Source organism: Streptococcus sp. XMC, from assembly GCF_021341835.1.
Classification (GTDB): domain Bacteria; phylum Bacillota; class Bacilli; order Lactobacillales; family Streptococcaceae; genus Streptococcus.
Genome location: NZ_JAJTNQ010000001.1, coordinates 1 through 23,780 on the forward strand (window position 1 = coordinate 1; position 23,780 = coordinate 23,780).

Below are 23,780 nucleotides of genomic sequence, written 5' to 3' on the forward strand. Positions count from 1 at the left end.
ATATCTTTCTTTATTATTTTCTTTTATATGCTTTTCTGATTTCTTATCTAATCCATGGTTTTTTCAGACTTAAAAGGAAATACCAAGTAGATGGAAGGTAGGATTCTAGGTCTTCAGACTGATTTTTAGCACTCTTGATAAAAGAGTGCTAATTTTTTGAGTTTTTATCTTGACATTCTCTTTTAAGGGTGTATAATAGAATCATAAGTTAGCACTTGAGCGTATCGAGTGCTAATCGATCAGACAGAGAGGAGTGATGAGGTGGTTACAGAGCGTCAGCAGGATATTTTAAATCTGATTATTGACATCTTTACCAAAACGCACGAACCTGTCGGATCCAAAGCCTTGCAAGAGTCTATTAACTCTAGCAGTGCAACCATTCGTAATGACATGGTGGCTCTAGAAAAGCAAGGTTTGCTTGAGAAGGCTCATACTTCAAGTGGTCGGATGCCAAGTGTTGCTGGTTTTCAGTACTATGTAAAACACTCACTGGATTTTGACCGACTGGCTGAAAATGAGGTTTATGAGATTGTCAAAGCCTTTGATCAGGAATTCTTCAAATTGGAGGATATTCTGCAAGAGGCTGCTAATCTACTGACAGACTTGAGTGGCTGTACGGTGGTAGCACTGGATGTTGAGCCGAGCAGGCAACGTTTGACAGCCTTTGATATCGTTGTTTTGGGGCAACATACAGCCTTGGCAGTATTTACCCTAGACGAGTCTCGAACGGTTACCAGTCAGTTTCTGATTCCAAGGAACTTTTTGCAGGAGGATTTGCTGAAACTGAAGAGCATTATTCAGGAACGCTTCCTAGGTCACACCGTTCTAGATATTCACTACAAGATTCGGACGGAGATTCCGCAGATTATCCAGCGTTACTTTACAACAACGGATAATGTTATCGATCTCTTTGAACATATCTTTAAGGAAATGTTCAACGAAAATATTGTGGTGGCAGGCAAGGTCAATCTCTTGAATTTTGCCAATCTGGCAGCTTATCAGTTCTTTGACCAACCGCAAAAGGTAGCTCTGGAGATTCGTGAGGGGTTGCGTGAAGATCAGATGCAGAACGTCCGTGTTGCAGACAGTCAAGAGTCCTGTCTAGCTGACCTAGCGGTGATTAGTAGTAAGTTTCTCATTCCTTATCGGGGAGTTGGAATTCTAGCCATTATCGGTCCAGTCGATCTGGATTACCAACAGCTAATCAACCAAGTCAATGTGGTCAACCGTGTTTTGACCATGAAGTTGACAGATTTTTACCGCTACCTCAGCAGTAATCATTATGAAGTACATTAAGATTGAAATCATTAAAGGAGGCGAAAATGGCCCAAGATATAAAAAATGAAGAAGTAGAAGAAGTCCAAGAAGAGGAAGTTGTGGAAACGGTAGAAGAAACAACTCCTGAGAAGTCTGAGTTGGACTTGGCAAATGAACGTGCGGATGAGTTCGAAAATAAATACCTTCGCGCTCATGCAGAAATGCAAAATATCCAACGCCGTGCCAATGAAGAGCGTCAAAACTTGCAACGTTATCGTAGCCAGGACTTAGCTAAAGCGATTCTCCCTTCTTTGGACAACCTTGAGCGTGCACTAGCAGTTGAAGGTTTGACAGATGATGTGAAGAAGGGCTTGGAAATGGTGCAAGAAAGCTTGATTCACGCTTTGAAAGAAGAAGGAATCGAAGAAATCGCAGCTGACGGTGAATTTGACCATAACTACCATATGGCCATCCAAACTCTCCCAGCAGACGATGACCACCCAGCGGATACCATCGCCCAAGTCTTCCAAAAAGGCTACAAACTCCATGATCGCATCCTACGCCCAGCCATGGTAGTAGTGTACAACTAGGCAATTCTGACGGTAGCTAAAGCAACTCGTCAGAAAACGGCAATCGCTATGGCGTTTGCCTAGCCTCCTTACTAACTCGTCGTCGAAATAAAATCGATTTCGACTTCTCATGTCGCAATTTACATAATAGAAAATTTGTCCGAAACGACAATAAACTATGAAGAAAGATAAGAGGCAAGCCGGAGGCTTGCAAGGAAGATATTTCCCACTGTGGTGAAAGTTTCAGTAGCAAAAGCTACTGAAACAGGGGATTTTTGAGACAATAGGCTCAAAAATAAGTGATGAAATCCCGAAGGGAGTTGCTCACGTCCCCACCACTTAAGGGAAATATCAAAAAATCAAAATTCGAATTAAAATTTAAGGAGAAAAACACATGTCTAAAATTATCGGTATTGACTTAGGTACAACAAACTCAGCAGTAGCAGTTCTTGAAGGAACTGAAAGCAAAATCATCGCAAACCCAGAAGGAAACCGCACAACTCCATCTGTAGTATCATTCAAAAACGGCGAAATCATCGTTGGTGATGCTGCAAAACGTCAAGCAGTTACAAACCCAGATACAGTGATCTCTATCAAATCTAAAATGGGAACTTCTGAAAAAGTTTCTGCTAACGGAAAAGAATACACTCCACAAGAAATCTCAGCTATGATTCTTCAATACTTGAAAGGTTATGCTGAAGACTACCTTGGTGAAAAAGTAACCAAAGCAGTTATCACAGTTCCAGCTTACTTCAACGATGCTCAACGTCAAGCAACAAAAGACGCTGGTAAAATCGCTGGTCTTGAAGTAGAACGTATCGTCAACGAACCAACAGCAGCAGCTCTTGCTTATGGTTTGGACAAGACTGACAAAGAAGAAAAAATCTTGGTATTTGACCTTGGTGGTGGTACATTCGACGTATCTATCCTTGAATTGGGTGACGGTGTCTTCGATGTATTGTCAACTGCAGGGGACAACAAACTTGGTGGTGACGACTTTGACCAAAAAATTATCGACCACTTTGTAGCAGAATTCAAGAAAGAAAACGGTATTGACTTGTCTACCGACAAGATGGCAATGCAACGTTTGAAAGATGCAGCTGAAAAAGCGAAGAAAGACCTTTCTGGTGTAACTTCAACTCAAATCAGCTTGCCATTTATCACTGCTGGTGAAGCTGGACCTCTTCACTTGGAAATGACCTTGACTCGTGCGAAATTTGACGATTTGACTCGTGACCTTGTAGAACGTACAAAAGTTCCAGTTCGTCAAGCCCTTTCAGATGCAGGTTTGAGCTTGTCAGAAATCGACGAAGTTATCCTTGTTGGTGGTTCAACTCGTATCCCAGCCGTTGTCGAAGCTGTTAAGGCTGAAACTGGTAAAGAGCCAAACAAATCAGTAAACCCTGATGAAGTTGTTGCCATGGGTGCTGCGATCCAAGGTGGTGTCATCACTGGTGATGTCAAAGACGTTGTCCTTCTTGACGTAACACCATTGTCACTTGGTATCGAAACAATGGGTGGTGTCTTCACAAAACTCATCGACCGCAACACAACAATTCCAACATCTAAATCACAAGTCTTCTCAACAGCAGCAGACAACCAACCAGCCGTTGATATCCACGTTCTTCAAGGTGAACGCCCAATGGCAGCAGATAACAAGACTCTTGGACGTTTCCAATTGACTGATATCCCAGCTGCACCGCGTGGTATCCCACAAATCGAAGTAACATTCGACATCGATAAGAACGGTATCGTATCTGTTAAGGCTAAAGACCTTGGAACTCAAAAAGAACAAACAATCGTTATCCAATCGAACTCAGGTTTGACAGACGAAGAAATCGACCGTATGATGAAAGATGCAGAAGCAAACGCTGAAGCAGATAAGAAACGTAAAGAAGAAGTAGACCTTCGTAACGAAGTAGACCAAGCTATCTTTGCGACTGAAAAAACAATCAAGGAAACTGAAGGCAAAGGTTTCGATGCAGAACGTGATGCTGCACAAGCTGCCCTTGATGATCTTAAGAAAGCTCAAGAAGACAACAACTTGGACGAAATGAAAGCAAAACTTGAAGCATTGAACGAAAAAGCACAAGGACTTGCTGTTAAACTATACGAACAAGCCGCAGCAGCGCAACAAGCTCAAGCAGGAGCAGAAGGCGCACAAGCAACAGGAAACGCAGGCGATGACGTCGTAGACGGAGAGTTTACTGAGAAGTAAAACAATCCAGTGGATTGTTTTAGCGGAACCTCTTGAAATAAAGAAAGGTTCCGAGATTTTAGGATTCCTTTAATCCGAAACTCAATTCAGCCATACTAGTTCTAAAACAAAGTATAATCGACTTTGTTTTAGAACGTCGTAGTGATAAGAAGAAATCCAGAGGTTGCAACCCAGCCTCTGTTTTTCGGTAAAATAGAGGATGTTGCGTATGAAAAAAGTACTTTGTATCATTTATCCTAATTTTTCTCTTTATGAGATAACTGCTTTAACGAGTACTTTAGCTCTGTCTTTTGACATCACGATTGATTATGTATCTTCGGATGATTCGATAGTGATATCTGAAGATGGCCTGCATTGTCAACCAACGAAAACACTAGATCAAATCTGTATAGAAGAGTATTCTTGTGTGATTTTGCCAGGAATGGTCAATATAGGGCCTGCCCTACAGGATGAGAAATTGATTTCGTTTTTGAGGGACCTTGGTGAGCAAGATATCCTAATTGCAGCCATTTCTTCAGCGCCTCTTTTATTAGCGAAGGCAGGTCTGTTGAAGGATACGAAATTTACAGGTGGAATTTGGCAAAACTTCTTTGACTATTTTGAATTTCTGCCACGTGAAAATTTCCAACCCAAACTGGTTGTGCAAGATAAACAAATCATTACGGCTATCGGTTTTGCACATCAAGAGTTTGCAAGAAAAGTGATTCTAAGTTTAGGGTTGGCAGAGAATACGGACAACTATTTTAAAGAACAGAACGAGTATGCAGAAGAGGATTTGATATTTACTCTATCAGATGAAGAGTTTGATCAAGTGAAGCAGAGTATAGAAAACAGCCTCTAAAGATGTACATGAAAATTATAGAAAGGAACAAAGAGCGTTCGGAGAATTGAACTCGAGCGGAAAGCTTGGAAATTAGATAAACCGTCTAAGAAATCAGGATTTCTTGTCGATTTCCTAAATTTCAGTCGCTTTCTGTTCGCTCTTAGTATCTTAAATGAACAATACTGAATTTTATGACCGTTTGGGCGTTTCAAAGAATGCGTCTCAAGATGAGATTAAGAAAGCCTATCGGAAATTATCTAAAAAATATCACCCAGATATCAACAAGGAGCCTGGTGCTGAGGACAAGTACAAGGAAGTTCAAGAAGCTTATGAGACTTTGAGCGACGAACAAAAGCGGGCGGCTTATGACCAATACGGTGCTGCAGGTGCCAATGGTGGTTTCGGCGGCTTCGGTGGCGGAGCTGGTGGTTTCGGTGGTTTTGATGGCACTGGCTTTGGCGGCTTTGAGGACATTTTCTCAAGCTTCTTTGGAGGTGGCGGTGCAAGCCGCAATCCAAATGCTCCACGTCAGGGAGATGATCTTCAGTACCGCGTAAACCTCAAGTTTGAAGAAGCTATCTTTGGAACTGAGAAGGAAGTGAAGTACCATCGGGAAGCCAGCTGTCGGACATGTGATGGAACTGGTGCTAAGCCAGGAACAAGTCCAGTAACTTGTGGACGCTGTCATGGTTCAGGGGTTGTCAATGTGGATACGCAAACACCGCTTGGGATGATGCGTCGCCAAATCACCTGTGATGTCTGTCACGGACGTGGTCAAGAAATCAAAGAACCTTGTACTACCTGTCATGGGACTGGGCATGAGAAACAAGCCCACAGTGTTAGCGTGAAAATCCCAGCTGGGGTCGAAACAGGGCAACAAATTCGCCTTTCTGGTCAAGGAGAAGCTGGCTTTAACGGAGGTCCATACGGAGATCTTTATGTGGTGGTCAATGTTGAGCCGAGCGATAAATTTGAGCGTGATGGATCAACCATTTACTATAAATTGAACTTGAACGTTGTTCAGGCTGCTCTTGGAGATACGGTTCATGTACCAACGGTTCACGGCGATGTTGATTTGGTCATCCCGGAAGGAACTCAGACAGGTAAGAAATTCCGCCTCCGCGGTAAAGGAGCACCAAGCTTGCGTGGTGGCTCTGTAGGAGATCAATATGTATCTGTTAATGTGGTGACACCTACAGGTCTAAATGACAAGCAAAAAGAAGCCCTTCGTGCATTTGCGGAAGCTGGTGATATCAAGGTAAATCCAAAGAAAAAAGGCTTCTTTGACAAGATGAAAGATGCCTTGGATGATTTATAAACATAAAAGAAGATTTGGTTTTTCCAATCTTCTTTTTTTATCAAGAAAAACACCTCCGAAACCAAAGGATTCAGAGGTGTGGCAAAAGAATCAAATTAAACAAGTCCTTGAGCAATCATCGCATTTGCAACATTTTCAAAGGCTGCGATATTGGCACCAGCAAGGTAATCTTTACCAAGACCGTAGGTTTCTGCAGTTGTTTTAGCAGTGTTGAAGATGTTGGTCATGATGTCTTTCAAACGACCATCCACTTCTTCACGTGTCCATGAAAGACGGAGGCTGTTTTGGCTCATTTCAAGAGCAGATACAGCAACCCCACCAGCATTGGCAGCTTTGGCAGGTCCATAAAGGATGCCATTTTCTTTGTAGACTTTGATGGCTTCAAGGTCGCTAGGCATGTTGGCTCCTTCAGAAACAACTTTTACCCCTTGAGCAACCAAGCGGTTCGCTGCTTCACCATTGATCTCGTTTTGAGTCGCACATGGAAGAGCGATATCATAGTTGCCGGTATAAGCCCATACAGAACCTTCGTAGTAGGTAGCAGTTGATTTTTCTGCAGCGTATTCTGTCAAACGAGCACGACGTTTTTCTTTGACGTCTGTAAGAAGGTCGAAGTCAATACCGTTTTCGTCAATCACGTAACCGTTTGAGTCAGATACAGAGATAACAGTTGCACCAAGTTCAGTTGCTTTTTGAAGAGCGTATTGAGCAACGTTACCAGAACCTGAGATCACGACTTTCTTACCAGCAAAGCTGTCGCCGTTGGCTTTAAGCATTTCTTCAGTATAGTAAACTAAACCATAACCAGTTGCTTCTGGACGGATCAAGCTACCACCGAAACCAAGAGGTTTACCAGTCAAGACACCGGCATCAAATTGGCGAAGGCGTTTGTATTGTCCGTAAAGGTAACCAATCTCACGTCCACCAACCCCGATATCACCAGCTGGGACATCAAGAGAAGGACCGATGTGTTTTTGCAATTCAGTCATGAAGCTTTGGCAGAAACGCATCACTTCAGCATCAGTTTTCCCTTTAGGATCGAAGTCTGATCCACCTTTACCTCCACCGATTGGAAGTCCAGTCAAAACGTTTTTGAAGATTTGTTCGAAGCCGAGGAATTTCAAGATCCCTTGGTTAACAGTTGGGTGGAAACGAAGTCCGCCTTTGTATGGACCAACAGCTGAGTTAAATTGAACACGGTAACCACGGTTTACTTGAACCTTTCCATCACGGTCAACCCAAGGAACACGGAAAGAAATCACGCGTTCTGGCTCAGTGATACGTGCCAAGATGTTTTCTTCGATGTATTCTGGATGTTTTTCAAATACAGGTTCCAAAGTGCTGAGGAACTCTTCAACAGCTTGAAGGAATTCCGCTTCATGGCCGTTGCGAGCTTTTACGGTTTCGAAAGTGCTTTGGATATATTCTTTTGCAGTTGTCATCTTATTTCTCCTTTTTTCATTGAAACGAATTCCAGCAGGTTAGCGAATTTACTGGTATATGGAGGCACTGCTGAAAGCAATGTCATGTTTTATTACGTCGATAATTATAGCAGACTTTTTTTGACTTGTAAAGAAAAAAGTTGAATTTTCTGAAAATTTTCACAACTACCTATTAAGTGGAAAGAAATGGATGCGAAAGGACGATAGGATTGGAAAAATGTCTGATTTTTCCCCTCTATATAGAAAATAAAAGGATAACGTTTAAGGTGATTTTTCCTATTTCCGTACGTTTCTTGCTCTTTTTTTGTTTTCTAGTCATGAATCCTCCTTTTCGTGCTATAATGGCTGTAAGAATTCATTTCAAGGAGAAGAAGATGGTATCGACAAAGACGCAAATTGCTGGTTTTGAATTTGACAACTGCCTGATGAATGCGGCAGGTGTAGCCTGTATGACTACTGAGGAATTAGAGGAAGTGAAGAATTCAGCTGCTGGGACTTTTGTGACCAAGACAGCAACTCTGGAATTCCGTGCTGGAAATCCAGAGCCACGCTACCAAGATGTGCCACTTGGCTCAATCAATTCGATGGGACTACCTAACCAAGGATTGGATTATTATTTGGATTACCTATTAGAGTTGCAAGAAACAGATCCTGACCGGACCTTCTTTTTATCTCTTGTCGGCATGTCGCCCGAAGAGACCCATACCATCTTGAAAAAGGTGCAAAAAAGTGATTTTAAAGGTTTGACAGAATTGAACCTCTCCTGCCCCAATGTTCCAGGGAAACCTCAGATCGCCTATGATTTTGAGACGACGGATCGGATCTTGTCAGAGGTCTTTGCCTATTTCACCAAACCTCTTGGCATCAAGTTACCACCTTACTTTGATATTGTCCACTTTGATCAAGCTGCAACGATTTTTAACAAATACCCGCTCAAGTTTGTCAACTGTGTCAACTCGATCGGAAATGGTCTCTATATCGAGGATGAAACCGTAGTGATCCGTCCGAAGAACGGTTTTGGTGGAATTGGTGGCGAGTACATCAAACCAACTGCTTTGGCCAATGTCCATGCCTTTTACCAACGTTTGAATCCAGAAATTCAGATAGTGGGAACCGGTGGGGTCTTGACTGGTCGTGATGCCTTTGAACATATCCTTTGTGGGGCTAGTATGGTCCAAATCGGAACCACGCTTCATAAAGAAGGAGTGGGGGCTTTTGAACGCATCACTGCAGAGCTCAAAGCCATCATGGAAGAAAAAGGCTACCAAAGCTTGGAAGATTTCCGTGGAAAATTGCACTACATTGACTAATCCTTCGAAAAGAACTTCCTCAAGTAGATACTTGGGGATTTTTTATGGATTCTTGTCAAGAGAGAGAATCTGTTCCTAGTTTTAAAGATTTTCCATTTTTATAGAGAGAAAAAGGTGTACAATGAAGGTGAGAAGGAAGGTGATTGCTATGGGAGAAAGGGATGTGATTCAAGAGGCAAAGACCATGATCGAAACTCTCCAAACAGCCTTTTCTAGGGAATGCAAAACTAGTCCAGATGCCCTTCGATTTGAGGGAAATCTAAATCATAATTTGGAAGTTTTAGTGAAGGCAAGACAGGTAGACAATCGCCTGTTGATTGAGTTGGAAAAATTTTATCAAAGTACCAGTTTATTGATTGGTCTGGGGGAGCTCGGTTTGAGTGAAGAGGCCTATCAAGCCTGGCGAGCTTATGATCATTGGCATTACGAAGTTGTGAAGCCTCAGTTGCAGGTGTATGGACCGACGGTGCTTCTTTAATCTTGGCAACGATGTTTAGGAAGGTCAGAGATTGAGAGGAGGTGTGGGTCATGTCTCTCATGCATGATTTTTTCCATCAGTTTTTAGTATCTCTACGGAATCTTGGTTACTCGCTCTTTTTCTTATTTGAAAAATAAGTGGGAGTGAGTGCCTTTATCCCTTTTACTAGTATAGTAGAAGGGATTTTTGATGCAGAATCTTTGAAAATTGGAGGCTCTTGGATTATGATGGAGCTAATAGATGTCAAGTGTTCCACATAAGGAATGCAGGAAGCGAGGAAAAAAGATGGCAGAGATTTATCTAGCAGGTGGCTGTTTTTGGGGGTTAGAGGAGTATTTCTCTCGGATCTCGGGTGTAGAAAAGACGACGGTGGGCTATGCCAATGGCCAGGTAGAAACGACCAATTACCAACTGATTAAGGAAACGGATCATTCAGAGACTGTACAAGTCATCTACGATCCAGATAAGATTTCCTTACGAGCTATTCTGCTCTACTATTTCCGGGTGATCGATCCCTTGTCCATGAACAAGCAGGGAAATGATCGAGGTCGCCAGTACCGGACCGGTGTCTATTACCTGGACGATGCGGACCGTGAGGTGATCGCCCAAGTGTTTGCGGAAGAAGAGAAGCAACTTGGTAGCAAAATAGCGGTTGAACTAGAACCCTTGCGCCACTATATTTTGGCGGAGGACTACCATCAAGACTACCTCAAGAAGAATCCTGGGGGCTATTGCCATATCGATGTGACGGATGCGGACCAACCCTTGATTGATCCGGCAACCTATCCCAAGCCCAGTCAAGAGGAATTAAAGGCACGATTGACAGAGGAGCAGTACCAAGTCACTCAAGAGAGTGCGACAGAGCGACCTTTCCACAATGCCTATGACCAGACCTTTGAAGAGGGAATCTATGTGGACATTACGACTGGAGAGCCTCTTTTCTTTGCCAAGGATAAGTTTGCGTCTGGCTGTGGATGGCCAAGTTTCTCTCGCCCTATTGCCAAAGATGTCGTTCATTATTACCAGGATCATAGCCACGGGATGGAGCGGATTGAAGTTCGTTCCCGCTCAGGCAATGCCCATCTCGGCCATGTCTTTACCGATGGGCCAAGAGAGCAAGGTGGCCTTCGCTACTGTATCAATTCGGCCTCTCTGCGCTTTATTCCTAAAGAGGAGATGGAGGTAGAGGGATACGGGGATTTACTCAAGCAGATGCACTAAAAGAATGATTGAGAAGGGGGCTGTAAGCCCTCTTTTTAGTCCCTCCATTTATCTATTCATGGAAGTTTAGGTCAGTCTGTTTTCTTTTGTCAAAATTGTGTTACAATGAAAAAAAGGCCTGAAAGATGAAGGAGAGGTCTTTGACAAGTGCAAGAGAATTGAATAGGAAGAGAAGATGATGAAGAATTGGAAGGATCTCTTAAAGAGATGGAGCGAGCTTGGGAAAGATATCCTCAGGATGCTCAATGATTGGCTTGATATTGGCTTGGGAAAGGTGACCGCTTTTCGCTTAACCAACGAACAGTTTGTCTATGGTTTGCTGATTACAGTATTTGCGGCCGCGAATCTGGTCTTATGGGTTCAAAAATGGAATGGTTTCCCCATTACAGCACTAGAGATGCCGGAAGTTGTTGAAAAGCAAGAAGAAATTCATCCGGATCAGTTGCCACATACGGCTCGGATCATGGCAAATGGAGATCAACTCTACCATGACTTGGTTTATATGAGTGGCGCCAAGGAAGATGGAAGCTATGATTTTTCTGAGAATTATCACTATGCTCAGGAATGGTTGAAGCAAGGGGATCTGGTCTTGGGGGATTTTGAAGGAACCATCAATTCGGATTATGGACTTTCGGGTTATCCAATTTTCAATGCCCCTGGTGCGGTCGTTGCTTCGATTAAGGATGCAGGCTATCAGGTGATGGACCTGGGACATAACCATATCCTCGATACTGGCTTGGAAGGGCTGTTTTCGACTGCGAAAGCCTTTGAAGACGCAGGGATCCAAACGGTTGGTGTCTATCCGCATGAGACGCGAGATCAAGCCCCTATCCTGATCAAGGAAGTAAATGGAATCAAGGTTGCAATTTTGGCTTATTCCTATGGCTTTAATGGGATGGAAGCTTATTTAGATCAAGGAGATTATGACAATCGTTTGTCGGACCTCAACGAGGAACGCATGCGCAAGGAAATCCAAAAAGCTGAGATGGAAGCGGACATGACCATTGTCATGCCTCAGATGGGGATTGAATATGATTTAGAGCCAACAGAGGAACAAAAGGAACTATACCATAAGATGATTTCTTGGGGAGCTGATATTGTCTTGGGTGGCCATCCTCACGTCGTCCAACCAGCCGAGATTGTGGATAAGGATGGGCAACAGAAATTGATCATTTATTCGATGGGGAATTTCCTTTCGAATCAGCGACTGGAAACCATGGAAGGGATAGACAATGCCCAATGGACCGAACGGGGTGTCCTGATGGATATAACCATTGAGAAGGTAGGGCGCAAGACCCGGATCAAAACGGCCACAGCTCGTCCTACTTGGGTTAACCGGACGCCAAAGGACAGTTATTCTCCTGAAGGCTATGAACTCTATCATTTCCAGACCTATATCTTGGAGGACTGGATTGAAGGTGGCAAGTACCGGGACCAATTGGATGATGAAACAAAAGCGCGTGTCGATACAGCCTACCAGGAAGTGAAAGAACGTGTGAATTTGAATTGGGAATAGGAAGGAGCGAATGAAGGAATGGACAAACTTGGATGGTTACCAATTGGATTTGTTGGACTGATCATCGTTATGGTTCTAACAAATCGGATAGCAACGATTCGTCTGAGAAAAAAATTAGCCAAGGCTTGGGAAGGAAAACCTTTTTTTATAAAAAATGATAGTGAAGAGAGTTTAGTGGAAACGATGCTTTTGGCATCTACACTCCAGCCAACGGATAGTCAAGTAGATGGTCAAACTTGGCATGATTTAGACATGCATAGAGTTTTTGATCAGTTGAACCATACACAGTCTAGTATAGGGGCAGAGGCCTTGTATCAGAAGATGCGTTTGATAAACTTTCAACCAGATGCATCTTTCCAGGAGTTAGAAGATTTCTTTGAACATCACCCGGATCTTCGTCTGAAGGTTCAGCTTGTTATGAACCAGTTAGGAAAAAAGAACCACAATATGGCTAGAAGTATTGTGGCGAATCCAGGGAAGCAGGATTCGAGGATCTATCTTTCTCTCTATCTTTTTTTAGCGTGTTTGCCAGTCCTCTCTCTTTTCTTTCTTCCGTTTTTTCAAATTCAAGCCATGTCAGTCTTGATAGCGAGTGTAACGTTTAATATTATTTTTTCGAGCATTCGGAATTGGTCGAATAAAATGCGCTTGGATCAAGTTAGTTACCTGGTTCGCATCTTTGCTTCAGCGGGTAAGCTGAGCCGTTTAGCGCTACCAAAACAAGAAGCCCTCAAACAGGCTATCCAACCATTTAAGAAGACGAAAGTCATTTCCAGTATCTTACAAAGTCCAACAGGAAGCTCCGAGATGGAAATTATCCTGATTTACCTTAATTTTCTTTTCTTAATTCCGCAGATTGCCCAAATCTATATCTATCAGCAAGTGAGGACTCATCAGAAAGAAGCGCAGGAAACAATCAATCTTTTGGGGGAATTGGAAGTAGCCATCAGCCTTCTACGCCATAAGCGTGATGTTGATTTGGTTTGTCATCCCAATTTTAAGGAAGAAGCTGGGATTAAAGGAAAGGGGATCTACCATCCTTTACTAGCGGATCCGGTTGCTAACGACGTTAGTTTTGAAAGAAATATGGTGATTAGTGGGGATAATGCCTCCGGGAAATCCACTTATCTGAAAATGGTAGCCATTAACTGTATTTTAGCGCAGGGCTTGGGCTTCGCCTATGGCGAAAGTTTGGAGCTTTCTTCTGGACATGTCATGACCTCTATGGATGTCAGTGATGATATTGAGGTTGGAGATAGCTATTTTATTACAGAGAGCAAAACGATTCTCCGAATGATTGAGAGTCTGAAAAAGTCAGGTTTTCATTATTTCTTTATTGATGAACTCTTTAAGGGAACCAATACCATTGAGCGAATTGGGTCTGGCTTAGGGATTGTCCGCTGGCTATCGAGACACGATTGCCTGTATATGATTTCAAGCCATGATATTGAGCTAGTTGCTGCATCTGGTGCAGTCAATGATAATTATCATTTTGATAGTCGCTATGTTGACGGGAAAATCGTCTTTGATTATCAGATAAAGCAGGGAGCTGCAGTAACGAAGAATGCGGTCAATACATTAAAAAGCCTCCATTTCCCTTCGGAAATCACTCGAACTTCCCAAGAATTAATTGGACAATATGAAAAGACAGGGAAATGGTCTTTAAATAGAATGTTGAGTGATAAAGAGGAAGGTTGCTAGGTTGTATCAGACCTTCTGTTGTAAAAAATTAAAAGCACATAAAACGCAAACTTCACTTGTGTTTTATGTGCTTTTATTATTTGATCTATTGGTTAAAGACAAGCTTTTCGGTATTGGCTTGGAGTGACCTGATAGTATTTCTTGAACTGGCGATTAAAGTTTGAGAGGTTGTTGAAGCCGGATTGGCTCGCGATATCAATGATTGCCTGATCGGAATGCTGGAGGAGATGGGCTGCTTTTTTCAGTCGATATTGAATGATGTACTCCATGCAAGAGAGCCCTAATTGTTTCTTAAAGAAATTCATGAAGTGGGTCGGGCTAAAATGGCACAGCTCTGCCAAATGCTCGATCATGAGCTCCTCTTGGTAATGGTTCGAAATATGATCGAGGACCAAACGGATTTTTTCTTCTCTCCGGTAAGCGTCTGTTGAGAACTTCTTCTCGACGATATAGTTGTGGGAGAAGAGGAGATAGAGGAGTTCATTGAGCTGGGATTTAAGTCGGAGTTCATAGGAGGGGCCTTGTTCTCTTCCGTTTGCCATACAGGTTAAGAGGCTCTGTTTGATTTCTTCGTAACCAGGTGATTGGGCTTGAATGCGTCGGACAAATTCAAAATCCCCATTGTAGAGGGGTTGTAAATATTTTAGAGTGGCGATATTTTTATGGGTAATCCCAATCAGGTCCAGATTAAAATGCAGGACATCCATAGTATGAGAAGAACTCTGGATGGGGTGGATGGAGTGAAGGGCATTGGGGCGGATCAAAATAATATCACCAGGCTGACTATTAAAATATTCATAGTCGATATGGAACTGAGCAGTCCCTTCATTGACATAAATAATCTCAATATCGGTGTGCCAATGAAATAAGATATCTGGCTGGCCATTTTGGGTGCTAATCTGCTTGATTGAAAAAGGGAAATCGCTATTGGTAAAGGATGTTTGGCGGTATAAGGTCTTTGTGTTCATGCCTACCTCTTAGATCTTTTTCGGGAGTAGCAGACGTTTTTACCAGGTGTGTGAAAGGGTCTGCTAGTTACTTCATACAGGGAAAATCTACTATCTATATTATAATAAAATTGGACCAAAAATTAAAGAGGATTCGGTGGAATTTCTTAAATTTTAAGGAAGGAGGAGAGTGGCGATTTATGGGAGAGAAGGCTCCAAAATGATGAGGGAATGGTGTATAATAGGGGAAAGATGGAAAGAGGTGGCGGTATGCTACAAATGATTGCGACAGATATGGATGGCACTCTGATGGACGAGCAAGGAGAAGTAGACCATGAGCGCTTGAGCCGCATCTTGGATCAGTTAGACCAAAGAGGGATTCCCATTGTCATTGCGACAGGAAATGGCTATAGCCGTATGGCTCATGTAATAGGAGACTTGAAAGATCGCGTCACCTTAGTGCTGGCTAATGGGGCACGGATATTAGAGAATGGAAAGCTCATCCGAGAGTGTAGCTGGCCGGAAGAGCTAGTGCAGGAGGTCTTGCAGTATCTAGAAGGCCGAGAAGAAGAACTCCATCTGGTCGTTAGTAGCTTATCGGGAGGCTATGCCAAGAAAGGAACAGAGTTTCCTCTTTTAGAGCAATTGATGACGCCTGAGTTAGCGGCTGCTTTTTATAAACGGATGTGCTTTGTGGATGATTTGGTCCATGAACATGGCGAGCAAGTTTTGAAGTTAAGTGTCGTCACGGAGACTGAAAAAGTCGAAGATTTTGTGCAAGAGCTGCGAGAAAAGTTTGGAGAGCGCCTGCTTCCAGCAGCTAGTGGCTATGGAGCCATTGATATTCTGCAACCGGGTGTCAATAAGGCTACGGCCATTCAATTCTTAGAAGAACGCTGGGGCGTGGATGGTGGGCATCTGATGGCATTTGGCGATAGCCAAAACGATGTCGAGATGCTTGAGTTAGCGACCTATTCCTATGCAATGGAAAATGCGGATCCCCATGCGCGACAAGCAGCCCGCTATACGGCGCCTTCTCATCAGAATCATGGAGTCTACGAAGTCATCGAAGTTTATTTGGATGGAAGGCTCAGCTTCGACTAGGATTTTATCCTACCTTGCACAGTTTCTACTATACGAATCGAAAGGAGCCTTTATGGCTGTACAATTATTAGAAACCTGGCTGTTGAAAGAACAGGCAAAAATACAGAAGAATTACCGAGAACTGAATCAAAATCCTTTGAGGGAACCCGATATTCTTTTTATAGGAGACTCTATCGTCGAATACTATCCCCTTCAAGAGTTGCTGTTGACGAATCAGTATATGGTGAACCGGGGGATTAGAGGCTACAAGACAGGCCTCTTAAGAGAGCATCTAGATGCCCATATTTTCGGTCAAGCAGTGGATAAGGTTTTTTTACTGATCGGGACTAATGACATTGGAAAGGAAATGCCCCTGTCGGAAACCATTGATAACATGAGCATCATCTTGCAGGAGATGGTACGACTCTTGCCCTTGGCGCAAATCAAACTCGTTTCGGTTCTTCCTGTGAATGAGGGAGAGTCCTACAAGGGGACAGTCTATATCCGTACCAATCAAAAGATACAGACCTTAAACCAGGCTTACCGCGAATTGGCCCAAGGGATGATAAATGTTGAATTTATCAATGTTTTTGACCATTTGCTTGGAGAGGATGGTCAGCTCAAACCGGCTTATACAACAGATGGTCTTCATTTAACAATTGAAGGATACAGGGTCTTGAGTAAGGCTTTTCAAAGCGAAATATAACCCATCCTAGCAAGGAAAATGATTTTCCAGCTAGGATTTTTTAATGTCTTCTATAAAACAGTTTGGGAAAACACTCTATTTTGTACTAATTCTACAACAAGCAAAAACCTTGTCCTTATGCGGTTTGTGACTTCTGTTATAAAATAGTTGGCAGAAACAGAACAGATATTTGCTTTGTGTTATGTAATAGTTCCAGGCATTCAGTGAGCATATTCTTATACAAGGACAATAAAACGTGATAAATTGATATAGTAAAGTTATTTGAAACGTTTTCACTCTTTGTCGAATTCAGTTCAAAGACTGACAATTATTTTTATTGAAGGAGAGTTATATTTATGACTCAAGGAAAAATTACTGCATCTGCAGCAATGCTCAACGTATTGAAAACATGGGGCGTAGACACTATCTACGGTATCCCATCAGGAACACTCAGCTCACTCATGGACGCTTTGGCTGAAGACAAAGATATCCGTTTCTTGCAAGTTCGTCACGAAGAAACAGGTGCTCTTGCAGCGGTTATGCAAGCTAAATTTGGCGGATCTATCGGTGTTGCAGTTGGTTCAGGTGGTCCAGGTGCAACTCACTTGATCAACGGTGTTTACGATGCAGCTATGGATAACACTCCATTCCTTGCTATCCTTGGATCACGTCCAGTTAACGAATTGAACATGGATGCTTTCCAAGAATTGAACCAAAACCCAATGTACAACGGTATCGCTGTTTACAACAAACGTGTAGCTTATGCAGAGCAATTGCCAAAAGTGATTGACGAAGCTTGCCGTGCTGCCGTTTCTAAAAAAGGTCCAGCTGTTGTTGAAATTCCAGTAAACTTTGGTTTCCAAGAAATCGACGAAAACTCATACTACGGTTCAGGTTCATACGAACGTTCATTCATCGCTCCTGCTTTGAACGAAGTTGAAATCGACAAAGCTGTTGAAATCTTGAACAATGCTGAACGTCCAGTTATCTACGCTGGTTACGGTGGTGTGAAAGCTGGTGAAGTGATCACTGAATTGTCACGTAAAATTAAAGCACCAATCATCACAACTGGTAAAAACTTTGAAGCTTTCGAATGGAACTATGAAGGTTTGACAGGTTCTGCTTACCGTGTTGGTTGGAAACCAGCCAACGAAGTGGTCTTTGAAGCAGACACAGTTCTTTTCCTTGGTTCAAACTTCCCATTTGCTGAAGTTTACGAAGCCTTCAAGAACACTGAAAAATTCATCCAAGTAGATATCGACCCTTACAAACTTGGGAAACGTCATGCCCTTGACGCTTCAATCCTTGGGGATGCAGGTCAAGCAGCTAAAGCAATCCTTGACAAAGTGAATCCAGTTGAATCTACTCCATGGTGGCGTGCAAACGTTAAGAACAACCAAAACTGGCGTGATTACATGAACAAACTCGAAGGTAAAACTGAAGGTGAATTGCAATTGTACCAAGTTTACAATGCAATCAACAAACATGCTGATCAAGATGCGATCTATTCAATCGACGTAGGTGACACTACTCAAACATCTACTCGTCACCTTCACATGACACCTAAGAACATGTGGCGTACATCTCCACTCTTTGCGACAATGGGGATCGCCCTTCCTGGTGGTATCGCTGCTAAGAAAGACAATCCAGATCGTCAAGTATGGAACATCATGGGTGACGGTGCATTCAACATGTGCTACCCAGACGTTATCACAAACGTTCAATACGACCTTCCAGTTATCAACGTTGTCTTCTCAAATGGTAAATATGCCTTCATCAAGGACAAATACGAAGACACAAACAAACACTTGTTTGGTTGTGACTTCCCTAATGCTGACTATGCGAAAATCGCTGAAGCTCAAGGAGCTATTGGATTTACAGTTGACCGTATCGAAGACATCGACGCAGTCGTTGCTGAAGCTGTGAAATTGAACAAAGAAGGTAAGACAGTTGTCATCGATGCTCACATCACTCCACACCGTCCACTTCCAGTAGAAGTTCTTGAGTTGGATCCAAAACAACACTCAGAAGAAGCGATCAAAGCCTTCAAGGAAAAATACGAAGCAGAAGAACTCGTACCATTCCGCCTCTTCTTGGAAGAAGAAGGATTGCAATCACGCGCAATCAAATAATCCTGCTCGTCGAAAATCAAATGTAAATATTGTAGACTTCTTTATTAGGTTACTGCCGACGATTTCATCATTGAAACCTTAATTTTCAATGATGGAATCTAGTGCGGAGCCTAGAAAAAGTCCCAAAGGATTTTTCGTAGTTTGATGAGCAAAGTTTTGCCATCAAACTTGGTTCCGCCTTGTTTATTCATTGATTTTCATAGAGACGAACTTAAAAGATCGGAGCAATCCGGTCTTTTTCTGGAGGATAGTAAATGAATTTAAATCAATTAGATATTATCGTTTCAAATGTTCCTCAAGTCTGTGCTAGCTTGGAACGTATCTTGGACAAAAAGGCGGACTATGTTGACCAAAATTTTGCTCAGTTCACGATTGGCAGTCACTGTCTCATGTTATCCCAAAACCATTTGATACCTTTGGAACATTTTCAGTCAGGAATCATTCTTCATGTCGAGGTTGAGGATGTAGACAAGAACTACAAACGGTTGAAAGAACTTGGTATTCAGGTTTTAAACGGCCCAGTTGTAACCGATTGGGGAACCGAAAGCTTGCTAGTTGAAGGCCCTGCTGGTCTAGTGATTGATTTTTATCGTATGAAATAGGAGGCGTGGTCATTTAACGTCAACCTTAGCTATTCTTGAAATAGAATTTGAGAAAATGAACTATAGAAAAGGATCGGAGCTATCCGGTCTTTTTTATTAAAGACAAAATCTTCTTTGAAACTTTCCTTAGGTGAGTACGGACGTTAGGTGAAATTATCCAGTGGATGATTTCAGCAATCCAGGAAGTTCCATGACTTAGTTTTGAACCTAAAGTTTCAAAACTCCCGAGTGCTAGAAACAATCGTGTTTCTAGCACTTTTCTCACGGCGGAAAGTTTCAGTTTATTCTGTACGATTAAAAAATAGGAATCATTCTTATTTTTTCAGAAAAGCTGATATTAAATTAGGTGAAAAACAATTTGTATACATCCTATAAGATCGGAGTCCTCCGGTCTTTTTGTGTTGCACGTGAACAAAAACAATCTTAGAATAGTATCAGTTTTTCTTAGGATGCTGTAAGATTTTCGGGTTAGAGAAGGGTATAATAGAACTATCAAATCAAGTGAGGTAGAGAGATGACCGATAAACTTCAATTTCCAGATGGTTTCCTTTGGGGTGGTGCGACGGCTGCTAACCAGTGTGAGGGAGCTTATAATGAAGACGGCCGTGGCTTGGCTAATGTGGATGTGGTGCCGATTGGGCCTGATCGTCACGCCATTATTACGGGTCAGAAAAAGATGTTCGACTTTGAAGAGGGCTATTTTTATCCGGCTAAAGATGGCATTGATATGTACCATCGCTACAAGGAAGACATTGCGCTCTTTGGGGAAATGGGCTTTAAAACCTATCGCTTGTCCATTGCCTGGTCTCGGATCTTCCCACAAGGAGATGAACTAGAGCCAAATGAAGCGGGTCTACAGTTCTATGAAGGCCTCTTTAAGGAATGTCATAAGTATGGGATTGAGCCCTTGGTGACCATTACCCACTTTGACTGTCCCATGCATTTGATTACCGAGTATGGAGGGTGGCGTAGTCGCAAGATGTTGGAATGTTATGAACGTCTTTGCCGGACCCTCTTCACTCGCTACAAGGGCTTGGTCAAATACTGGCTAACCTTTAATGAGATCAATATGATCCTCCATGCGCCTTTTATGGGAGCGGGTCTCTGCTTTGAAGAAGGGGAGAATGAGGAGCAGGTCAAATACCAGGCGGCTCACCATGAATTGGTCGCTTCAGCCATTGCTACCAAGCTAGCCCATGAGATTGACCCTAACAATAAGGTCGGTTGTATGCTAGCAGCGGGTCAGAACTATCCGCATACCTGTGCTCCGCGGGATGTATGGGCTGGTCTAGAAGAAGATCGTAAGAACTATTTCTTTATCGATGTGCAGGCGCGTGGGGAATACCCTAACTATGCCAAGAAAGAGTGGGAGCGTCAGGGAATCACGGTTGAGATGACGGAACAGGACCTTCAATTGTTGAAAAAACACACGGTAGACTTTATTTCCTTCTCCTACTATGCCAGTCGGGTCGCTTCAGGGGATCCAGCTGAAAAAGAGAAAACAGCGGGCAATATCTTTGCCTCTCTGAAGAATCCCTACCTAGAAAGCTCAGAATGGGGTTGGCAGATTGACCCTCTTGGTCTCCGCATTACCCTCAACACCATCTGGGATCGTTATCAAAAACCCATGTTTATTGTAGAAAATGGACTAGGCGCCGTTGATACCCCAAATGAAGCCGGGGAGATTGAGGATGACTACCGGATTGATTACCTGGCTGCCCACATCAAGGCCATGCGGGAGGCCATCAACGAAGATGGCGTTATCCTCTGGGGTTATACGACTTGGGGCTGTATTGACCTGGTCTCTGTCGGGACAGGAGAAATGAAGAAGCGCTACGGCTTCATCTATGTCGATCGGGACAATGAAGGTAAGGGAAGCTTGGATCGCTCCCGTAAGAAATCCTTCTATTGGTACAAAGAAGTCATTGCGACAAATGGGGCTTCTGTTCACTAATGCAACACTCGATTAGGAGGAAAGTTCTTCTTGATCGAGTGTTTTCTTTGCATTTTTGATTGACGAAGGTCCCTTTATTTGATAGGCTAGGGGAATAGAAATGATTTGGAGTTCAAGGGAAAAAGGAGTGAGGCAAGTGGTACGGATTTTATTAATCGAGGATAATAATGATATCCAAGAAATTTTATACAGTCTCTTAAGTGAAGATCATGAGGTCCTTCAGGCTTTTTCAGGTACAGAAGGGCTGCGGCTCTTCCAGCAAGAAGCCGTTGATTTGGTCCTTCTGGATATCATGCTTCCAGGGAAAAATGGGGACCAGGTCCTTGAGGAGATCCGTTTGCAGAGTCAGGTGCCTGTTATCATGATGACCGCTCTTGGAGACAAATACCTCATTAGCCAGTATCTCCTTGCAGGTGCCAATGATTATATTGTCAAGCCCTTTAATCTGGATGAAGTGGCAGCTCGGGTGACGGTGCAGTTAAGAAATCAAACGACGGTAGCACAGGTATCTCAAGTGTCGCAAAAGCTATCCTTTAAGAATTTGATCCTGAATCCAGAAACCTTTGAACTGGAGTCTGGCGAACAGACGCTTCGCTTGGGCAAAAAAGAATTTCAAATTTTTGAGACCTTGCTGGCACATCCAAAGAAAATTTTCACCAAGGAAGAATTGTATGAGGCGGTCTGGGAAGAAGTCTATCTGCCAGGAGACAATACCCTTAATGCCCAATTGAGCAATCTCCGAAAGAAAATTGCTCAGCTCGATCCTAATGAGGATTATATTGAAACCGTCTGGGGCTTGGGTGTTCGCTTGAAAGGAGACCAGTAATGTGGGGATTGCTTCTAGTTCTAGTCATCCTAGTCCTCCTCTTGGGACTGGGCTACCTTCGCCTGCTTTCTGCCTTAAAAGATTTGCAGGAGCAAATCCAAGATAAGCTCCAAAATGGGAGTGGAGTACGGTTGACGTCACGTGTTTCAAAAAAAGAATTGGTCGCCTTGACCAAGCAGGTCAGTGAGCTCTTTGACCAGATCGAGCGGACCAATCGGATTGCCTTTCAAGAGAAGAAGACCTTGGATATGGCCATCAGTAATATAGCTCACGATATTCGGACGCCTTTGACCATTGCGTCTGGTTATACCCAACAAATTATCAAGAGCGGGACGCAAGAAGAGGAAAAGCTGAAGAAAATTGCTTCCAATCTTCAGGTCGTCTCAAAACGCCTAGAGTCTCTCTTGGAATACAGACGCTTGATGGAGGGAGCCATCCAGCCTCTGCTTTCAGACGTTAATCTCAGCCAAGTGCTAACCCAGCAGTTATTCCAGTATTATGATAGCTTGTCTGAGGCGGGGATTGCCTTAGAGGTAGAGTTAGAAGAACATCTCCATTATGCTACCGATCCAGAGCTTTGGGAGCGCCTCTTGCAAAATATGCTCAGCAATGTCCTCAAGCATGGGAAGGAGCATGCACGTTTGACCTTGATGTCGGACGCGGACACGATTCGGGTCGAGCTACGCAATATTGTGCAACAACCGATCCAGCACTTAGACCAATTGGCTAGTCGCTTCTACTCAGAAAATCTGTCGGATACAGAAGAGTCTTCTGGCTTGGGTCTCTACATTATTCAAAATTTTGTAGAAATCTTGGGGGGTGACTTGCAACTGGCAACGGAGGCAGATTGGTTTATCTTGACCATTACACTAAGAAAAAAGGCTTGAGCACCGCTCAAGTCTTTTTGTTATAAATCTTTGTGTTTAAAAGTAGACAGTCCTAGGAAGCCGAAAACAAGGATGAAGCCAAGGGCGATAGAGAGGGTATTGTTGGTTGCTGTCGTACTTTGGACCATGGAATATTGAAATTCCAAGTTTAGATAGTGCAAAATGTCGATGTCTTTAAAGAAGAGCGCAGGAAGGCTTAAGAAGATATTTCCAACGAAGTAGCCAACGAAAGCCAAGGTGATGGATTGGCTAGCGTAAAGGAGGAAGGAAATAATACTGACCCAAGCCAAGGTGCAGAGGAACTGAATCAGAAGGGTCAGTCCAAAATGAGCGAAGAAGTGCTCTGGCATGGTCCCAAGTCCATTGTAGAGGGTCGCAATCAAGAAGACGAGACCATAAGAAACGAGAAATTGAAAGAGAGCAATGGTCAGAACAACGGCACTTTTGGCAAAGTAGTAGCTGGTACGAGAAACGCCATAGGACAGACTATTCTTGTATAAGTTTTGCGTTAAGTCCGTTCCCAGGACCAAGGTGATGACAATAATGGTAAAGAGAATGGTCACACTGATGCTGGAGGAGTAGTTGGTCAAGGCTTTAAAGCCCGTCCAAACTTCTGTCGCTTGGGGTAATTTTGATTCCGTATTGACACCGACGTGTCCGGTAGCTCCAAAGATGACTCCAGACAGGATATTGAGAACGAGAATGGCTTCTGTAATCCAAAAGCCTTTGGAGCGAAAAAGTCTATAAAAATCTGCTTGAATAGTATGCAACATGATAAATCTCCTAAATGAAATGTGTGGAAAATGTAATA

20 protein-coding genes and 1 pseudogene are annotated in these 23,780 nt (G+C 43.0%); 18 read left to right on the forward strand and 3 right to left on the reverse strand.

All coding sequences use genetic code 11. The features are described from left to right. From LXO72_RS00005 to dnaJ, 6 genes and pseudogenes are all read left to right on the forward strand, one after another. Positions 1-101: pseudogene (locus tag LXO72_RS00005) on the forward strand (DUF2812 domain-containing protein); the annotation flags it as partial. Positions 102-261: 160 nt separating this feature from the next. After that, positions 262-1,296 carry a heat-inducible transcriptional repressor HrcA gene (hrcA, locus tag LXO72_RS00010; protein WP_233331155.1) on the forward strand — a complete coding sequence of 345 codons (1,035 nt, stop codon included), beginning with the start codon at positions 262-264 and terminating at the stop codon, positions 1,294-1,296. 26 nt (positions 1,297-1,322) lie between these two features. Continuing rightward, the gene (grpE, locus tag LXO72_RS00015) at positions 1,323-1,847 is read left to right on the forward strand and encodes a nucleotide exchange factor GrpE (RefSeq protein WP_004261014.1); all 525 of its coding nucleotides are present in this window, start codon (positions 1,323-1,325) and stop codon (positions 1,845-1,847) included. A gap of 373 nt (positions 1,848-2,220) precedes the next feature. Continuing rightward, positions 2,221-4,044, forward strand: a complete 1,824-nt coding sequence (gene dnaK, locus LXO72_RS00020; RefSeq protein WP_233331156.1) for a molecular chaperone DnaK — start codon at positions 2,221-2,223, stop codon at positions 4,042-4,044. Positions 4,045-4,252: 208 nt separating this feature from the next. Continuing rightward, on the forward strand, positions 4,253-4,885 hold the full coding sequence (locus LXO72_RS00025; protein ID WP_233331157.1) for a DJ-1/PfpI family protein: 633 nt from the start codon (positions 4,253-4,255) through the stop codon (positions 4,883-4,885). Positions 4,886-5,039: 154 nt separating this feature from the next. Next, the gene (dnaJ, locus tag LXO72_RS00030; protein ID WP_233331158.1) at positions 5,040-6,185 is read left to right on the forward strand and encodes a molecular chaperone DnaJ; all 1,146 of its coding nucleotides are present in this window, start codon (positions 5,040-5,042) and stop codon (positions 6,183-6,185) included. A gap of 95 nt (positions 6,186-6,280) precedes the next feature. On the opposite strand, the gene gdhA is transcribed toward dnaJ, so the two are convergent. After that, positions 6,281-7,627, reverse strand: a complete 1,347-nt coding sequence (gene gdhA / locus LXO72_RS00035) for an NADP-specific glutamate dehydrogenase (protein WP_233331159.1) — start codon at positions 7,625-7,627, stop codon at positions 6,281-6,283. A 374-nt stretch (positions 7,628-8,001) separates the two neighbouring features. On the opposite strand from gdhA, the gene LXO72_RS00040 reads away from it, so the two are divergent. The 5 genes from LXO72_RS00040 to LXO72_RS00060 all read left to right on the forward strand — a co-directional run bounded on the left by LXO72_RS00040 (position 8,002) and on the right by LXO72_RS00060 (position 13,853). Further along, complete coding sequence (locus tag LXO72_RS00040; protein ID WP_233331160.1) at positions 8,002-8,937, forward strand: dihydroorotate oxidase; 936 nt, start codon at positions 8,002-8,004, stop codon at positions 8,935-8,937. Between the two features lie 148 nt (positions 8,938-9,085). Further along, positions 9,086-9,415, forward strand: a complete 330-nt coding sequence (locus tag LXO72_RS00045; RefSeq protein ID WP_233331161.1) for a helicase BlpT — start codon at positions 9,086-9,088, stop codon at positions 9,413-9,415. A gap of 285 nt (positions 9,416-9,700) precedes the next feature. After that, complete coding sequence (msrB, locus tag LXO72_RS00050) at positions 9,701-10,636, forward strand: peptide-methionine (R)-S-oxide reductase MsrB (protein ID WP_233331162.1); 936 nt, start codon at positions 9,701-9,703, stop codon at positions 10,634-10,636. Positions 10,637-10,814: 178 nt separating this feature from the next. Then, a complete protein-coding gene (locus LXO72_RS00055; RefSeq protein ID WP_442805153.1) occupies positions 10,815-12,152 on the forward strand; it encodes a CapA family protein in 1,338 nt (445 codons plus the stop codon). Positions 12,153-12,170: 18 nt separating this feature from the next. Then, a complete protein-coding gene (locus LXO72_RS00060) occupies positions 12,171-13,853 on the forward strand; it encodes a MutS-related protein (protein WP_233331163.1) in 1,683 nt (560 codons plus the stop codon). Positions 13,854-13,945: 92 nt separating this feature from the next. Here LXO72_RS00060 and LXO72_RS00065 read toward each other — a convergent pair whose 3' ends face one another. Next, positions 13,946-14,821: an AraC family transcriptional regulator gene (locus LXO72_RS00065; RefSeq protein WP_233331164.1), complete on the reverse strand. Its 876-nt coding sequence runs from the start codon at positions 14,819-14,821 to the stop codon at positions 13,946-13,948. 249 nt (positions 14,822-15,070) lie between these two features. Here LXO72_RS00065 and LXO72_RS00070 point away from each other — a divergent pair, with 249 nt between their 5' ends. The 7 genes from LXO72_RS00070 to LXO72_RS00100 all read left to right on the forward strand — a co-directional run bounded on the left by LXO72_RS00070 (position 15,071) and on the right by LXO72_RS00100 (position 22,969). Then, complete coding sequence (locus tag LXO72_RS00070; RefSeq protein ID WP_233331165.1) at positions 15,071-15,904, forward strand: HAD family hydrolase; 834 nt, start codon at positions 15,071-15,073, stop codon at positions 15,902-15,904. Between the two features lie 52 nt (positions 15,905-15,956). Then, positions 15,957-16,589, forward strand: a complete 633-nt coding sequence (locus LXO72_RS00075) for an SGNH/GDSL hydrolase family protein (RefSeq protein ID WP_233331166.1) — start codon at positions 15,957-15,959, stop codon at positions 16,587-16,589. 335 nt (positions 16,590-16,924) lie between these two features. After that, the gene (gene spxB, locus LXO72_RS00080) at positions 16,925-18,700 is read left to right on the forward strand and encodes a pyruvate oxidase (protein WP_048688661.1); all 1,776 of its coding nucleotides are present in this window, start codon (positions 16,925-16,927) and stop codon (positions 18,698-18,700) included. A gap of 254 nt (positions 18,701-18,954) precedes the next feature. After that, positions 18,955-19,302 (forward strand): VOC family protein, encoded by a 348-nt coding sequence (locus LXO72_RS00085; protein ID WP_233331167.1) that lies wholly within the window; start codon positions 18,955-18,957, stop codon positions 19,300-19,302. A gap of 514 nt (positions 19,303-19,816) precedes the next feature. After that, positions 19,817-21,256, forward strand: a complete 1,440-nt coding sequence (locus tag LXO72_RS00090) for a 6-phospho-beta-glucosidase (protein WP_233331168.1) — start codon at positions 19,817-19,819, stop codon at positions 21,254-21,256. A 136-nt stretch (positions 21,257-21,392) separates the two neighbouring features. Next, positions 21,393-22,082 (forward strand): response regulator transcription factor, encoded by a 690-nt coding sequence (locus tag LXO72_RS00095; protein ID WP_233331694.1) that lies wholly within the window; start codon positions 21,393-21,395, stop codon positions 22,080-22,082. Continuing rightward, positions 22,082-22,969, forward strand: coding sequence for a sensor histidine kinase (locus tag LXO72_RS00100; protein ID WP_233331169.1), 888 nt, complete (start codon positions 22,082-22,084; stop codon positions 22,967-22,969). Before LXO72_RS00095 ends, LXO72_RS00100 begins: the two co-directional genes overlap by 1 nt. Before the next feature lie 20 nt (positions 22,970-22,989). Here the strand turns inward: LXO72_RS00100 and LXO72_RS00105 are convergent, their stop codons facing one another. Continuing rightward, positions 22,990-23,742: an ABC transporter permease gene (locus tag LXO72_RS00105; protein WP_233331170.1), complete on the reverse strand. Its 753-nt coding sequence runs from the start codon at positions 23,740-23,742 to the stop codon at positions 22,990-22,992. Between the last annotated feature and the right edge of the window lie 38 nt (positions 23,743-23,780).

Coding starts and splice junctions, on each gene's coding strand:
- grpE (WP_004261014.1), top strand. CDS start 1,323: ATGGCCCAAGATATAAAAAATGAAGAAGTAGAAGAAGTCCAAGAAGAG.
- dnaK (WP_233331156.1), top strand. CDS start 2,221: ATGTCTAAAATTATCGGTATTGACTTAGGTACAACAAACTCAGCAGTA.
- LXO72_RS00025 (WP_233331157.1), top strand. CDS start 4,253: ATGAAAAAAGTACTTTGTATCATTTATCCTAATTTTTCTCTTTATGAG.
- dnaJ (WP_233331158.1), top strand. CDS start 5,040: ATGAACAATACTGAATTTTATGACCGTTTGGGCGTTTCAAAGAATGCG.
- gdhA (WP_233331159.1), bottom strand. CDS start 7,627: ATGACAACTGCAAAAGAATATATCCAAAGCACTTTCGAAACCGTAAAA.
- LXO72_RS00040 (WP_233331160.1), top strand. CDS start 8,002: ATGGTATCGACAAAGACGCAAATTGCTGGTTTTGAATTTGACAACTGC.
- LXO72_RS00045 (WP_233331161.1), top strand. CDS start 9,086: ATGGGAGAAAGGGATGTGATTCAAGAGGCAAAGACCATGATCGAAACT.
- msrB (WP_233331162.1), top strand. CDS start 9,701: ATGGCAGAGATTTATCTAGCAGGTGGCTGTTTTTGGGGGTTAGAGGAG.
- LXO72_RS00055 (WP_442805153.1), top strand. CDS start 10,815: ATGAAGAATTGGAAGGATCTCTTAAAGAGATGGAGCGAGCTTGGGAAA.
- LXO72_RS00060 (WP_233331163.1), top strand. CDS start 12,171: ATGGACAAACTTGGATGGTTACCAATTGGATTTGTTGGACTGATCATC.
- LXO72_RS00065 (WP_233331164.1), bottom strand. CDS start 14,821: ATGAACACAAAGACCTTATACCGCCAAACATCCTTTACCAATAGCGAT.
- LXO72_RS00070 (WP_233331165.1), top strand. CDS start 15,071: ATGCTACAAATGATTGCGACAGATATGGATGGCACTCTGATGGACGAG.
- LXO72_RS00075 (WP_233331166.1), top strand. CDS start 15,957: ATGGCTGTACAATTATTAGAAACCTGGCTGTTGAAAGAACAGGCAAAA.
- spxB (WP_048688661.1), top strand. CDS start 16,925: ATGACTCAAGGAAAAATTACTGCATCTGCAGCAATGCTCAACGTATTG.
- LXO72_RS00085 (WP_233331167.1), top strand. CDS start 18,955: ATGAATTTAAATCAATTAGATATTATCGTTTCAAATGTTCCTCAAGTC.
- LXO72_RS00090 (WP_233331168.1), top strand. CDS start 19,817: ATGACCGATAAACTTCAATTTCCAGATGGTTTCCTTTGGGGTGGTGCG.
- LXO72_RS00100 (WP_233331169.1), top strand. CDS start 22,082: ATGTGGGGATTGCTTCTAGTTCTAGTCATCCTAGTCCTCCTCTTGGGA.
- LXO72_RS00105 (WP_233331170.1), bottom strand. CDS start 23,742: ATGTTGCATACTATTCAAGCAGATTTTTATAGACTTTTTCGCTCCAAA.